Raw genomic sequence first — 13,539 nt, 5'->3', positions numbered from 1 at the left:
CCGGGCCAGGTTACGCAGCCTTTTCGCCTGCTGCGGGTAAGGAAACCCGGAACGCACCGCCGCCGTGCCCTGGCAGATAGGAAACATTGCCGCCCAGCCGTTGCATGACTTCCCTGCAGATTGCCAAGCCAAGTCCCGCACCGCCTGCCCGCTCGGGGCTGACACGCGAGAACTTTTCGAAAATCATCTGTTGAAATTCTGCCGGCACGCCGCTGCCGTTGTCAGTGAAGTCGATCTGCAGCCACCCGCTGGTTGCAGAGGCGGAAATGGACAGTTCCGGCTCCGCCGCATCGCAATACTTCTGGGCATTGGCGATCAAATTGATAAAGACCTGCGCCAGCCGGTCAAGATCGGAGGATATACGCACCCCTTCCGTTGCGGGATTGCGGCAGACCTTGAGCGGACGGTCCGATCCCGCCAGTGCAGCGGCCACCGCGTGGTCCAGCACGTCCGGCAGGGCGCCGGCCGACATGTTGAGGCTCACCTGGCCGTTCTCCAGCACGCTGAGGTCCAGAAGATCGTTAAGCAGCCGGGTCAGCCGCAGCGTTTCGTCATGAATGATCCCGGCGTAGTGGCGCTGATCCTGCGCACTCAGCTGCCCGTCATCGCGCAGGATTTCCGAAAACGCCCGGATCGAGGTCATCGGCGTGCGCAGCTCATGGCTGACCTGGCTCAGAAACGCATCCTTTTGTTCGGAAATTTGTGTAAGTTTCTCATTTGTTTCCCGCAACTTGCGGGCAGTCGCCGTCAGTTCCGCCGATTGCGTCTCCAAGCGGCTGGAATACTCCAGCATCTGGGCGGTTTCATCCGCAACCGCCAGCAGATCCGCAACTGAAACCGAGGAGCCGCCGGCGATCTGGCCAATCATCGCATGTGCTGCAGCCGCGCCGATGGAGGCGCTCAGCTCGCGCTCCAGCCGTTCCAGAAAGGCCGGTGTCGGTTCAGGCAGCGGGCCGCGGCCGCCTTGCCGCAGCCGCTCGCGCTGAAAGAACGCTTGCGCTTCTGCAGCCCCCAGAATCCGCTGCGACATGATCATCAGATCTTCGCATTGCGCCACAGATCCGGTCCAGCCGCGCGGACCGGCGGAATGGTCGAAGACATTGACAAATTGCGCACCCTGCAGCCGCTCCAGCGGGCTGGGGAAGCTCATCAGCGACACCAGGCAGAACACCAGCGCATTCAGACTCATCGACCACAAAACGGCGTGAACGGTCGGATCCATGGCTTCGATCCCGAACAGCGCCTCGGGACGCAGCCAGCTAAGGCCAAACAAGCCGTCACGCAGGATATGCTCGGGCAAAAGCCCGCCGCCCAATGCCGGCAGCAGCATGGTGTAGAGCCAGATGGCAAACCCCACCGTAAGCCCGGCCAGTGCGCCGCTGCGGGTGGCACCGCGCCAGAACAGCCCGCCGACCAGCGCGGGCAGAATTTGCGCCACCCCGGCAAAGGAGATGAGGCCGATGGCGGCCAGCGCCGCAGCGCCGCCGGACAGGTGGTAATAGAAATACCCAAGCGCCATAATCACTGCGATAGATACCCGGCGCGACAGCAGCACTACATCGCGCACATCGCCCGAAACCGACGCCCGGCGGTTCTGCAGCCGCAGCCAGACCGGCATCACGATGTGGTTCGAAACCATTGTGGACAGCGCCATGGCGGCCACAATCACCATCGACGTTGCCGAGGAAAACCCGCCGAGAAAGGACAGGACTGCCAACCCCTGCTGCCCCTGCTGCAGCGGCACTGTTAGTACAAACATGTCCGGGTTGGCGCCTGCGGGCAGCAGCTCCAGCCCGACTGCCGCGATGGGGACCACAAACATCGAAATCAGCAGCAGATACAGCGGAAACGCCCAGGAGGCGATGCGCAGGTGGCGTTCGTCCTCGTTCTCTACCACCATCACCTGAAACATCCGCGGCAGGCAGACAAAGGCCGCCGCGGCCAGAAAGGTAACCGTGGCCCAGCGGCTGCCATCGACGTTCCATTGACCGATCTGCGAGGCGTCTATCCTCTGCAGCGTCTCTCCCACGCCGCCGGCCACGCCCCAGACCACAAATACCCCAACTGCCAGCAGTGCCGCCAGCTTGACGATGGCCTCCAGCGCCACCGCGGTTACCACTCCGTGGTGCCGCTCATTGGCGTTCAGGTTGCGGGTGCCAAACAGAATGGCAAAAACCGCCAGCCCCGCCGCCACCCAGAATACGGTGTAGGTCTCATTGTAGCTTCGCAGCGGATCCGCCTCGGCAAAGATGGCAAAGGACAGCGTGATGGATTGCAACTGCAGCGAAATATAGGGCGTGACGCCAATCACCGCGAGGATCGTCACGCCGGCCGCCAGCAGGTTCGACTTGCCATAGCGCGACGACAACAGGTCCGCGATTGACGTGATCCGCTGGCTGCGCCCGATCCGCACCAGTTTGCGCAACCCCCACCACCAACCGATCATCACCAGAGACGGGCCAAGGTAGATCGTCACGAACTCCAGACCTGAGCGCGCGGCATAGCCAACCGCGCCGTAAAAAGTCCAGGCGGTGCAATAGATTGACAGCGACAACGTGTAGATCAGCGGCGAACGCATCCAGGCGGCGCTTTTGCCGCGGGTTGCCATCCGGTCGGCCCAGAAGGCAATGAAAAACAGAAACGCCACATAGGCGAGACAGACAACCGCAAGCACATTCAGCGAGGCCATCAGCGGTCCTCCGCTCCGTCCGGAGATCCTGCCCCGTCCGGCCCGCCGCCGGTCCAGTGATCCGCCCAACGCTGCACGGCGAGGCTGAAAGCAAAACAGGCGCCGATCAGGCCGGTCCAGACGGCGAAAATATAGATGATGGCCGACGACATACTGACACCATCGCGCGCCGCGGGATGGGTGGAGGCTTCGGGCCACAACAGCGGCAGCGCCAGCAGCAATGCGCCCAGCACCGGCAGCAGGCGGGCAATATCCATCAGCCTGCGGCGGCGGTAGGTCTGGCGTTCCGCGCGGGTGCCTGTTTGCTCTTCGGCGCCGCTACCCTGTGTCATCCCTGCATTATTCCTGGCCGGCCTGGGCGTGCAGGTCGCGCACCGCCGTCAGTACCTCGGCATTGGAGAAGGGTTTGGTCATAAACCGGGTCACGCCCGCCTTTTCCGCCATTTCCCGGTCGCGCATCTGGCCCCGGGCGGTCAGCATCAGCACCGGCAGTGCGCCCATGCCACCCTCGCTGCGCAGCTCGCGCACGATCTCCAGACCGCTTTTGCCCGGCAGCATAAGGTCCAGAATCACCAGATCGGGATTGGCATCGCGGATCACCTCCACCGCGGTGGCACCATCGGTATGCGCATCCACGCTCCAGCCGTCCCGTATCAGCAGAAACCGGATGGCCTCGGTGATATTCGGCTCGTCTTCGATCAGAACAACATGCCTGCCCATCAGCAGAATTTCCTCCCGGCGCCACCTGCCGGCCAGGCCGGTCCGCAGACGCATTCATTTTTGTGCAGATTAGCCCCGCGGCCGTGTCACTGTCAAAACTCTTCCTTCAGAATCGATGGCTCGCGCCGCGCCGGACAGCCCTGGCGCGGGCAGATCCTGCAACTGGCGCCAACCGGCTGCGGATCCCGTGCATCTTTGGCGCCGGGCAGGATCAGCATAACCGCCCTGTACATAGGATCAGCGCCAAAATCCTGCATTTCCTGCGGCCAGGCCACCGCCATGCAGTCAAAAGCCGCCGCATTGCGCCCCTGCTGCAGAACATTGCGCCGCACAGGGATATTCGGGTGAACAAGCGCAGTGTACAGCGGCCACAGCGGGCAGGACGACCCGAAACGCGGCATCGAAAACCCGGTCACAGGCTTGCGGAACAAAAGCGTGCCTGAGGCATCGCAGACCACCAGCCCGGCCTCCTGCCCCAGAACCTCCTCCGGCAGCGCCGCCAAGCGGCGCAGCACAGCAGGGAGCCCGCAATTGAAGCGGCGCGCGATCGCCACCGGAGCAACCCCACCCGCCTGGATTTCCTGCTCCATCGCCTGCAGCGGCATTGCCAAGGCATCCGCCCGGTATTGCGCCAAGGCCGCCTGTGCCAGGCTGCGGGCCGCCGGGCTTGTCAAAGCAGGGGCGGTCTGGACCAGCTGTCCGGGTCCAGCGGAGCCATCCTCAAGCGCAGGAAAATGAAACCCGTTTTCCTGAAAAAAGACCTCGGCCTCTTCTTGCGGCATGCCGCGGCGGTCGTCGCTGGTGTCGCCCTCGTCCAGAAAATTCACCAGTGCCCGGCTGCTCTCGGACAGGCGCAGGGAATCCTCGTTGAGGTTCTTGTGGAACCGGTCGCGCCACTCCGGCTCCAGTTCGCCGGTTTCCGCCAGGATCGACGCGGTAGAGCGGATCGCCGCAGCAGTCGACAGCACCTCATGCACCGAGGCCGCCAGATTGGGATCATGGGTCAGCCGGTCTGACAGGGTTTCCACCATGCGCTCCAGCGTGGCGATGCGGCGATGGCCGGTTGCCAGCACCTCGGCCCAGCCGGGAAACCGGCCGGCAAATTCATCGACCCGGTCCAGCTCGGCCACCGGAACCCCGCTGTCCGCCGCCGCCTCGCGCAGGGTAGAGATCAGAGCCGCCTCGGCCCCCTCGCTCAGCATCGACGGCTCCACCCCCAGCACCCCAGCGAGATCAACCAGCAGCTTACCGCCGATTCTGCGCCGGTTATGTTCGATCAGGTTGAGGTAGGAGGCCGAGATCCCCGCCTCCCGCGCCAATTCGGCCTGACGCATCCCCAGGATCAGCCTGCGTTCGCGGATCCGGCTGCCGGTCAGGGTATCGCGTGCCATTATGCGTGGCCTCCCAAAACACTGTCAATTCAACGGCTTTCTGCATTGCAATATAATACAATTTACAGAATGCCACTGAATACTGTTCAGTTATTTACAGAATTTTCAAGCAATAAAAGGGATTTATTGCCTGGCTTTACATAGCGCGCTCATACTGATTTTGCACGAAACGTGCTGGTGCTGCGCAGAAGTGAGGAGCTGCAAGGCACTAATCATATTAGGGAGGAATACATGTCTGAATTTGACGCATCGCGCCGCAGAGTCTTAAAGACCGGCGCAATCGCAGGCGCCGGTATGGCGCTGCCAACGATCTTTACCGCCTCTTCCGCCGCGGCCTTTACCAATGAACCGACCGGCGGCACCGTCACCCTGGGCTTCAATGTGCCCCAGACCGGCCCCTACGCCGACGAAGGCGCCGACGAGCTGCGCGCCTATGAGCTGGCGGTCGAGCATCTGAACGGCGGCGGCGACGGCGGCATGATGAACACCTTCAGCTCCAAGGCGCTGCAGGGGAACGGTATCCTGGGCAAGAAGGTGGAATATGTCACCGGCGACACCCAGACCAAATCCGATGCCGCCCGCGCCTCGGCCAAATCGATGATCGAAAAAGACGGCGCGGTGATGATCACCGGCGGCTCCTCCTCGGGTGTTGCCATCGCCGTGCAGGGTCTCTGCCAGGAGGCAGGCGTGATCTTCATGGCCGGCCTGACGCACTCAAACGACACCACCGGCAAGGACAAGAAGGCCAACGGTTTCCGCCACTTCTTCAATGGCTACATGTCGGGTGCCGCGCTGGCGCCGGTGCTGAAGAACCTGTATGGCACCGACCGCACCGCCTATCATCTGACCGCAGACTACACCTGGGGCTGGACCCAGGAAGAATCGATTGCAGCCGCGACCGAGGCCCTGGGCTGGAACACGGTGAACAAGGTCCGCACGCCGCTGGCCGCGACCGACTTCTCCTCCTACATCGCGCCGGTGCTGAATTCCGGCGCCGACGTTCTGGTGCTGAACCACTATGGCGGCAACATGGTGAACTCGCTGACCAACGCGGTGCAGTTCGGCCTGCGCGACAAGGTGGTGAACGGCAAGAACTTCGAAATCGTGGTGCCGCTCTACTCCCGCCTGATGGCCAAGGGTGCAGGCGAGAACGTGAAGGGCATTCACGGCTCGACCAACTGGCACTGGACGCTGCAGGATGAAGGCTCCAAAGCGTTCGTCAAATCCTTCGGCACCAAATACGGCTTCCCGCCGAGCCAGGCCGCGCACACCACCTATTGCCAGACGCTGCTTTATGCGGATGCGGTTGAACGTGCGGGCACCTTCAACCCCTGCGGCGTTGCCGAAGCGCTGGAAGGGTTTGAATTCGACGGGCTGGGCAATGGCAAGACATTGTACCGCGCCGAAGACCACCAGTGCTTCAAAGACGTGCTGGTTGTGCGCGGCAAGGAAAACCCAACCTCGGAATTCGACCTTCTGGAAGTGGTCGAAGTCACCCCGCGCGCGCAGGTGGAATACGCACCGGATCACCCGATGTTCGCGGGCGGTCAGCTGGGTTCCTGCAACCCGGGCGCCTGAGCCTGATGGTTCTGGCCGGGCGCGTTGCGCCCGGCCCTTCGTTTCACCGGCTATCTGACGCGTGCCGTCAGCACAGGGGTCTCAGGCCGCTGAACAGCCGGAGACCCTCTCTTCCACCCAGACTAACCGGGGGCGGGACCCATGGACGCAATCCTATTGCAAATCTTGAACGGGCTGGACAAAGGCTCGGCCTATGCGCTGATCGCGCTGGGTTTGACACTTATCTTCGGCACGCTTGGCGTGGTGAACTTTGCCCATGGGGCCCTGTTCATGATCGGCGCCTTCTGCGCAGTTACCGTGCAACGTTTTCTGAACCTCAGCTTTGAAACCGTCGACGAGACCCAGACCGACTTTCTGGGCAACCCGCTGAAAGTGAAAACCCCTTACGTCGAGGCCTGGTTCGGCCCCGAGTTCGGCGGCTCCATCATCGACTGGGCGGTGCCGCTGGCAATCCTCTTTGCCATCCCGATCATGATCGGCGTCGGCTATGTGATGGAACGCGGGCTGATTAAGCATTTCTACAAGCGCCCCCATGCCGACCAGATCCTGGTGACCTTCGGCCTTGCCATCGTGCTGCAGGAAGTCATCAAGTATTTTTATGGCGCCAACCCGATCCAGACCCCGGCCCCGGACGCGCTGAACGGCGTGATGAACCTGGGCGCCGTCATCGGCATGGACATCATCTATCCGGTCTGGCGTGTGGTCTATTTCTTCTTTGCAGTGCTGATCATCGGCGGCATCTTCTCCTTCCTGCAATTCACCACCTTCGGCATGGTGGTGCGGGCCGGCATGGCCGACCGCGAAACCGTGGGCCTTTTGGGCATCAACATCGACCGCCGCTTTACCATCATGTTCGGTATCGCCGCCGCTGTCGCGGGCCTGGCCGGTGTTATGTACACGCCGATCAACTCGCCCAACTACCACATGGGCATGGACTTCCTGGTGCTCAGCTTTGTGGTGGTGGTTGTCGGCGGCATGGGTTCGCTGCCCGGCGCGGTGCTGGCAGGTTTCCTGCTGGGTGTTCTTGAGAGCTTTGCCTCAATGAACGAGATCAAATCCCTGATCCCCGGCATCGACCAGATCATCATCTATGTGGTCGCAATCATCATTCTGCTGACCCGTCCACGGGGCCTGATGGGCCGCAAAGGCGTGATGGAGGACTAAGACATGTTCGGACTGGATAAAAAAGACACCTCTATGCTGATCATCGTCGCCTGCCTGACGCTGTTCGCCCCCTTCATCCTGAACCCCTTCCCCACCGGCAGCGCCATGGCGCAGTTCAACGCGGGCTATCCTGACCTGATGCAGCGCTTTGTGATCTTCGGGATCTTCGCCATCGGATTTAACATCCTCTTTGGCCTCACCGGCTATCTGTCATTCGGCCATGCGGCTTTCCTCGGCGCCGGCTCCTACTCGGCCGTCTGGATGTTCAAGCTGGTAGGCATGAACGTAATCCCGGCAATCTTGCTGTCAGTGATTGTCGCAGGCCTGTTTGCCTTGCTGATCGGTTTTGTCAGCTTGCGCCGCTCCGGCATCTATTTCTCGATCCTGACGCTGGCCTTCGCGCAGATGTCCTTTAACCTTGCCTATTCAGTGCTGACCCCGATCACCAATGGCGAGACCGGTCTGCAGCTGACACTGGAAGACCCGCGCATCCTGGGTGTCTCCGCCACAGCTGACGGCTCAATCCCGGTGACCAGCCTGTTCGGCCTGGAGATGCGGTCAACGTTTGAGCTGGCGGCCGGCCCCTGGGCCTTTCAGTTCAACGCAGGCTATTACCTGTGCGCGCTGATCCTGCTGGCGGCGTTCTACCTGTCGATCCGCATCTTCCGCTCGCCCTTCGGCATGATGCTGCGGGCGGTGAAGTCGAACCAGCAGCGGATGAACTACACCGGCCTCAACACCCGGCCCTACACCCTGGCGGCTTTTGTGATCTCCGGCATGTATGCGGGTCTTGCAGGCGGGCTGATGGCCTCGATGGACCCCTTGGCAGGTGCTGAGCGGATGCAGTGGACTGCTTCGGGCGAGGTCGTGCTGATGACCATCCTCGGCGGTGCCGGCACGCTGATCGGCCCGGTGCTGGGCGCCGGCTTCATCAAATACTTCGAGAACATCTTCTCGAAAATCAACGACAACGTGCTGCACACATGGTTCAGCTTTTTGCCCGACGGGATGGAGGACGCGGTTGTGTTCCTGGTCCACCCCTTCATCGGCAAAGGCTGGCACCTGACGCTGGGCATCCTGTTCATGCTGGTGGTGATCTTCCTCCCCGGCGGCCTGGTTGAGGGCGGTCAGCGGATCAAGGGCTGGCTCAGCCGCCGCAAGGCCAAGGACAGCAATACGTCCGGCAAAACCAACCCCGCGGAATAAGGAGACAACACAATGGGTATCCTTGAAGTCAAAGACGTGGGGAAACGGTTCGGCGGCCTGCAGGCCCTGTCCGAGGTGAACCTCAGCGTTAAGGAAAACTCGGTCCATGCGATCATCGGACCAAACGGCGCGGGCAAGTCCACCCTGCTGAACTGCCTGGTGGGCAAGCTGATCCCCGACACCGGTTCCGTCATGTTCGACGGCCAGTCGGTGCTGGGCCGCGCGCCTTACGAGATCAACCAGATGGGCATTTCCCGCGTGTTCCAGACGCCCGAAATCTTTGGCGATCTGACGGTGCTGGAAAACATGATGATCCCCTGCTTTGCCAAACGGGACGGCGCGTTTGAGTTGAACGCCCTGTCATCAGTGCTGAAGCAGGCGGACATTCTGCAAAAGGCCGAGCATATGCTGGAAGAGATGAACATGGCGGACAAGCGGCACATGCACGCCGCCGCCATGTCCCGCGGCGACAAGCGGCGGCTGGAGATCGGCATGTGCCTTAGCCAAGAACCCCGCCTGCTGCTGCTGGATGAGCCGACCGCAGGCATGGCACGGGCGGACACCAACAACACCATCGACCTGTTGAAACAGATCTCGGACGAACGCGACATCACCATCGCCATCATCGAACACGACATGCATGTGGTGTTCAGCCTCGCCAACCGGATCACCGTGCTGGCCCAGGGCACCCCGCTGGTCGAGGACGATCCGCAAAACATCCGCGGCAACCCCAAGGTGCGCGAAGCGTATCTGGGCGAAAGCGCGTAAAGGAGAAGCACCATGAATGTGAAACCCGATTTCTCCAAAAGCGCCAATGCGGCCACCACAGCCCCGGCCTTCCTGTCGGTCTGGGATGTCCATGCTTACTACGGCGAGAGCTATATCGTGCAGGGCATCAGCTTCAACGTCCACGAGGGTGAGATCCTGGCACTGCTGGGCCGCAATGGCGCCGGCAAAACCTCCACCCTGCGATCCATCGCGCGTACCGGCTCTCCCATGGTGACCCGCGGTGAAATCTGGCTGGATCATAAACCGCTGCACAAGATGGAATCCTATGAGGCCGCATCCGTGGGCCTGGGCCTGGTGCCTGAGGACCGCCGCATCATCCCCGGCCTGACGGTTGAGGAAAACCTGCAGCTGGCGCAGATAGCGCCGCCCGTCGGCTGGTCGCTGGAGCGTCTTTACGACTTGTTCCCGCGCCTTGGCGAACGCCGCAAGCAGGAGGGCGTGACCCTCTCGGGCGGCGAGCAGCAGATGCTGGCGATTGCCCGCGCGCTGGCGCGTGACATCAAGGTGCTGCTGCTGGACGAACCCTACGAAGGCCTGGCCCCGGTAATCGTCGACGAGATTGAAAAGACCCTCATCCACATCAAGGAACAGGGCATGACAACAATCATTGTCGAGCAGAACGCCGTCCGCGCCCTGGAACTGGCGGACCGTGCGGTGATCCTGGATACCGGCGGCATCGTCTTTGACGGAACCGCCGCAGAGGTTCTGGAAAACGAAGAGCTGCGCGCCGAATACCTGGCAATCTGAGACGCATCTCAAAACAATCTCCGCCCCGCCGCGCTCCGGCGCCGGGTGATTGAGGCCGGACCTTGTCAGGTCTGGCCTCTCCTTTTTGCAGCAATCCCTCCCGACCCCTGATTTGAACTGTAAACCATGGTTATACGCCGCGGTTTTCTGCACCAATCAGACCCCGCTCCTATTCTGCCTGACCGCAGTGACCCCGATGTCGCTGTCACTGCTCGCGCTTCTCCAGCGCGGCAGCATCGCAGAAAGGACAACATCATGCGCAATCCCATCAAACTCCTGGCCCTCGCCCTCGCCCTGCCGGCCGCAGCGGCCATGGCGTCAGAAACCGCTCCCAGCCCGGATACCGAAGCCAAGATCCGCGACCTGCTGACCGGTCAAGGGTATGAGGTCACCGAAATCGAAGCCGAAGACGGTCTGTTCGAGGCCGAAGCCACCAAAAACGGCAAAGCATACGAGTTCCACCTGAATGATCAGATCGAAGTCGTGAAGATCAAGGAAGACAGCGAAGACGATTGATCCTGCCAATTTGAACGGCTCCGGGCGCATTTCAGAAACCCCGGAGCCGGAAGGATACAACATGAAAAACTCATATATCTGGGACCCTGTGGTCCGGCTGGTTCATTGGCTGCTTGCCGCGGGTTTTGCCGCCAACGCGCTGTTTACCGACCCCGATGGAACTCTTCATCAAACCATCGGATACTTCATCGCCGCGTTGCTTGGTATCCGTTTGCTCTGGGGATTGATTGGCAGCCGTTACGCCCGTTTTTCAAGCTTCAGGCCCGACCTTGGCGCTGCTGCCGGCCATCTGGCGGACATCGCGGCAGGGCGCAGGAATTGTCACAAGGGGCATTCTCCCCTGGGTGCGCTGATGATCTGCAACCTGTTGCTGACACTGCTGGGCATTGCGCTGACCGGCTGGCTTTTGACAGTGCCGCTGTTGACCAGCGCAGGCTGGCCGGAGGAGCTGCACGAAGTCCTTGTCACCTGGGCGGAAGTCTCGGTCCTGCTGCATGCGGGTGCGGTCCTGTTTGAGACACGCCGCACCAAAGTCAGGCTGGCCCGCGCCATGATCACCGGTTACAAGAACCTGCCAGACAGATCAGCGGGGACATAACGATGCGCCAAAACCGGCAAGACCCGGCCCGGCCCTGGATCCTGATTGCTGTCATCGCCGTGCAAGCCCTGTGCGCGGCGGTGTTTCTGGGCGACATGGCTGCTGACCTCGGCGGGATGGAAGGCGCAGAGGCAGATCCGGGCGAAGGCCCGCATGCCTATATCGAAGGGCTGGCAGCAATTGCCCTGGTGGCCGCGATCGTGATCGAGACCCGCATCCTGATGCGGCTGATGCGGCGCAAGGCGCATCTGGAGGACAGCCTGAGCGCAGCCCAGGCCGCAGTGCAGGACGTCATCAATGCGGAATTTGCCAACTGGGCTCTGACTCCAGCCGAGCTGGACGTGGCGGCCTTTTTGGTAAAGGGCATGTCCACGGCTGAAATCGCCGCCCTGCGCGGCAGCGCCGCAGGCACCGTCAAGGCGCAGCTGAATGCAATCTACCGCAAATCCGGCACCGGCAACCGGGCGGAGCTGATGAGCCTTTTGATCGACACCATGATGGGACAACGCCAGCCGGCCGCGGGCCAGGACCCTGCCGCCCGCTCCGCCTGAACCCGCGGTCAAAGCAGCTTGCGCAGCTCGGTTTTCAGCACCTTGCCATAATTGTTCTTGGGCAGCGCTTCGATGCGCAGGTATGCCTTGGGGCGTTTGAACCGGGCGATCCGGCTGCTGCAAAGGTCATCCAGCGCGGCTTCTGCCGCCTCCCCCACAACAAAGGCCACCACTTCCTCGCCCCAATCCGCATGGGGCCGGCCCACGACTGAGACCTCGCGCACGTCAGGGTGCAGCAACAAGACTTCCTCCACCTCGCGCGGATAGACGTTGGAACCGCCGGTGATGATCATGTCCTTGGAGCGGTCCTGCAGGGTGAGATAGCCGTCGGTGTCCAAAACCCCCATATCGCCGGTCATCAGCCAGCCATTGACCAGTGTTTTGGCGGTGGCCTCCGGGTTGTTCCAATAGCCCGGCATAACCGCATCGCCGCGCACCATGATCTCGCCGTGGCTGCCGGCGGGCAGGAAATCCCCCTCCGGCGTGCCGATCCGCACCTCAACCACGCTTTGCGCCCTGCCGACACTGGCCAGCCGCTTACGCCAGCGCGAATGCGCGCGGTCCTGCACGGCATGCCGCGGCAGCGCGGTGATCGCCATCGGGCATTCGCCCTGGCCGTAGACCTGCACAAAGACCGGGCCGAAATGCTCCACCGCCTCCACAATGTCGGCCGTATACATTGGCCCGCCTGCGTAAATCACTGTGCGCAACCCCTCGCCCTTGCGGCCCAGCCGCTTGGCTTCCGAAGTCATCCTTGTGACCATCGTGGGCGCTGCAAACATATGGACGCGCCCGAAATGCGCTGCCAGATCAAAGATCTCCGCCTCGTCAAAGCCGCCCGACACCGGGCAGACATGCGCAGCCCCCGCGAGAACATGCTGAATTGCATAAATCCCCGCCCCATGGCTCATCGGTGCCGCATAAAGCGCCTGATCTTCAGCGCTGACCTGATCCACATCGGCAAAATAGGCGATTGCCATGGTCATCAGCATCCGGTGGGTGATCATCACCCCCTTGGGCCGCCCGGTGGTGCCAGAGGTGTAGAACAGCCAGGCCAGATCTTCGGGGGCACGGAAAACAGGCTCTGCCACAGGCTGCGCTTCCAGGGCTGCGGCATAGTCCGGACCCGTGATGTCCACACAGCGCACAACCGCCTCTGTTGCTGCAACAGCCTCCGTCAGCCCGGGCGAGGTAAACACCAGCCCCGCACCGGAGTTTTGCAGGATATACTCCGCCTCCTTGCCGTGCAGCTTGGCATTGACCGGCACCGCCGCCGCCCCCGCATACCAAATGCCGTAAAGCGTGATCAGATAGTCCGGGCAATTCTTCATGAATATGCCGACCCGGTCCCCCGGGCGCACACCCTGCATCTGCAGCCAGCCGGCCACCGACGCCGCGCGGGTGTGAAAGCCTGAGTAGTCCGCAATCTGCTCCTGTCCCAGAAACAACGCAGGCCGCGCCGCCTCTGCCGCTGCCATGCGCTGCAACCACACTGCAATGTTCATCCGCTGTCCCCTCCGGCTTGCCCGTCGGCGTGCATCACGGCACGCAAACACCCCCTTCAATTCCGCAGAAAGGCCGGGGTAGAAA

13 protein-coding genes are annotated in these 13,539 nt (G+C 62.0%); 8 read left to right on the top strand and 5 right to left on the bottom strand.

Annotation, left to right across the window (positions count from 1 at the left end):
* Positions 1-10 precede the first annotated feature (10 nt).
* From ETW23_RS08480 to ETW23_RS08465, 4 genes are all read right to left on the bottom strand, one after another.
* Entirely contained in the window at positions 11-2,689 is a 2,679-nt protein-coding gene (locus ETW23_RS08480) for an ATP-binding protein (protein ID WP_134829739.1), read from the bottom strand.
* Positions 2,689-3,021: a hypothetical protein gene (locus tag ETW23_RS08475; protein ID WP_129370644.1), complete on the bottom strand. Its 333-nt coding sequence runs from the start codon at positions 3,019-3,021 to the stop codon at positions 2,689-2,691. Before ETW23_RS08475 ends, ETW23_RS08480 begins: the two co-directional genes overlap by 1 nt.
* A 7-nt stretch (positions 3,022-3,028) precedes the next feature.
* Entirely contained in the window at positions 3,029-3,409 is a 381-nt protein-coding gene (locus ETW23_RS08470) for a response regulator transcription factor (RefSeq protein WP_129372881.1), read from the bottom strand.
* Positions 3,410-3,501: 92 nt separating this feature from the next.
* The gene (locus ETW23_RS08465) at positions 3,502-4,800 is read right to left on the bottom strand and encodes a helix-turn-helix transcriptional regulator (protein ID WP_134829738.1); all 1,299 of its coding nucleotides are present in this window, start codon (positions 4,798-4,800) and stop codon (positions 3,502-3,504) included.
* Positions 4,801-5,031: 231 nt separating this feature from the next.
* Here ETW23_RS08465 and ETW23_RS08460 point away from each other — a divergent pair, with 231 nt between their 5' ends.
* From ETW23_RS08460 to ETW23_RS08425, 8 genes are all read left to right on the top strand, one after another.
* Entirely contained in the window at positions 5,032-6,378 is a 1,347-nt protein-coding gene (locus ETW23_RS08460) for a substrate-binding protein (RefSeq protein ID WP_129370642.1), read from the top strand.
* 141 nt (positions 6,379-6,519) lie between these two features.
* Entirely contained in the window at positions 6,520-7,542 is a 1,023-nt protein-coding gene (locus tag ETW23_RS08455) for a branched-chain amino acid ABC transporter permease (protein WP_129370641.1), read from the top strand.
* 3 nt (positions 7,543-7,545) lie between these two features.
* The gene (locus tag ETW23_RS08450; RefSeq protein ID WP_134829737.1) at positions 7,546-8,748 is read left to right on the top strand and encodes a branched-chain amino acid ABC transporter permease; all 1,203 of its coding nucleotides are present in this window, start codon (positions 7,546-7,548) and stop codon (positions 8,746-8,748) included.
* A gap of 12 nt (positions 8,749-8,760) precedes the next feature.
* On the top strand, positions 8,761-9,516 hold the full coding sequence (locus ETW23_RS08445) for an ABC transporter ATP-binding protein (protein WP_134829736.1): 756 nt from the start codon (positions 8,761-8,763) through the stop codon (positions 9,514-9,516).
* Between the two features lie 12 nt (positions 9,517-9,528).
* A complete protein-coding gene (locus ETW23_RS08440) occupies positions 9,529-10,284 on the top strand; it encodes an ABC transporter ATP-binding protein (RefSeq protein ID WP_129370638.1) in 756 nt (251 codons plus the stop codon).
* Positions 10,285-10,539: 255 nt separating this feature from the next.
* Positions 10,540-10,800, top strand: coding sequence for a PepSY domain-containing protein (locus tag ETW23_RS08435; RefSeq protein ID WP_134829735.1), 261 nt, complete (start codon positions 10,540-10,542; stop codon positions 10,798-10,800).
* Between the two features lie 61 nt (positions 10,801-10,861).
* Entirely contained in the window at positions 10,862-11,398 is a 537-nt protein-coding gene (locus ETW23_RS08430; protein ID WP_134829734.1) for a cytochrome b/b6 domain-containing protein, read from the top strand.
* A 2-nt stretch (positions 11,399-11,400) separates the two neighbouring features.
* Complete coding sequence (locus tag ETW23_RS08425; protein WP_134829733.1) at positions 11,401-11,949, top strand: helix-turn-helix transcriptional regulator; 549 nt, start codon at positions 11,401-11,403, stop codon at positions 11,947-11,949.
* A gap of 8 nt (positions 11,950-11,957) precedes the next feature.
* On the opposite strand, the gene ETW23_RS08420 is transcribed toward ETW23_RS08425, so the two are convergent.
* A complete protein-coding gene (locus ETW23_RS08420) occupies positions 11,958-13,454 on the bottom strand; it encodes a class I adenylate-forming enzyme family protein (RefSeq protein ID WP_134829732.1) in 1,497 nt (498 codons plus the stop codon).
* Positions 13,455-13,539 lie beyond the last annotated feature (85 nt).

It is taken from the genome of Leisingera sp. NJS201, from assembly GCF_004535885.1.
Taxonomy (GTDB): Bacteria; Pseudomonadota; Alphaproteobacteria; order Rhodobacterales; family Rhodobacteraceae; genus Leisingera.
This window is presented reverse-complemented; position numbering and strand designations above follow the sequence as displayed.

Coding starts and splice junctions, on each gene's coding strand:
- ETW23_RS08435 (WP_134829735.1), top strand. CDS start 10,540: ATGCGCAATCCCATCAAACTCCTGGCCCTCGCCCTCGCCCTGCCGGCC.
- ETW23_RS08440 (WP_129370638.1), top strand. CDS start 9,529: ATGAATGTGAAACCCGATTTCTCCAAAAGCGCCAATGCGGCCACCACA.
- ETW23_RS08420 (WP_134829732.1), bottom strand. CDS start 13,454: ATGAACATTGCAGTGTGGTTGCAGCGCATGGCAGCGGCAGAGGCGGCG.
- ETW23_RS08470 (WP_129372881.1), bottom strand. CDS start 3,409: ATGGGCAGGCATGTTGTTCTGATCGAAGACGAGCCGAATATCACCGAG.
- ETW23_RS08465 (WP_134829738.1), bottom strand. CDS start 4,800: ATGGCACGCGATACCCTGACCGGCAGCCGGATCCGCGAACGCAGGCTG.
- ETW23_RS08455 (WP_129370641.1), top strand. CDS start 6,520: ATGGACGCAATCCTATTGCAAATCTTGAACGGGCTGGACAAAGGCTCG.
- ETW23_RS08425 (WP_134829733.1), top strand. CDS start 11,401: ATGCGCCAAAACCGGCAAGACCCGGCCCGGCCCTGGATCCTGATTGCT.
- ETW23_RS08450 (WP_134829737.1), top strand. CDS start 7,546: ATGTTCGGACTGGATAAAAAAGACACCTCTATGCTGATCATCGTCGCC.
- ETW23_RS08475 (WP_129370644.1), bottom strand. CDS start 3,021: ATGACACAGGGTAGCGGCGCCGAAGAGCAAACAGGCACCCGCGCGGAA.
- ETW23_RS08480 (WP_134829739.1), bottom strand. CDS start 2,689: ATGGCCTCGCTGAATGTGCTTGCGGTTGTCTGTCTCGCCTATGTGGCG.
- ETW23_RS08445 (WP_134829736.1), top strand. CDS start 8,761: ATGGGTATCCTTGAAGTCAAAGACGTGGGGAAACGGTTCGGCGGCCTG.
- ETW23_RS08460 (WP_129370642.1), top strand. CDS start 5,032: ATGTCTGAATTTGACGCATCGCGCCGCAGAGTCTTAAAGACCGGCGCA.
- ETW23_RS08430 (WP_134829734.1), top strand. CDS start 10,862: ATGAAAAACTCATATATCTGGGACCCTGTGGTCCGGCTGGTTCATTGG.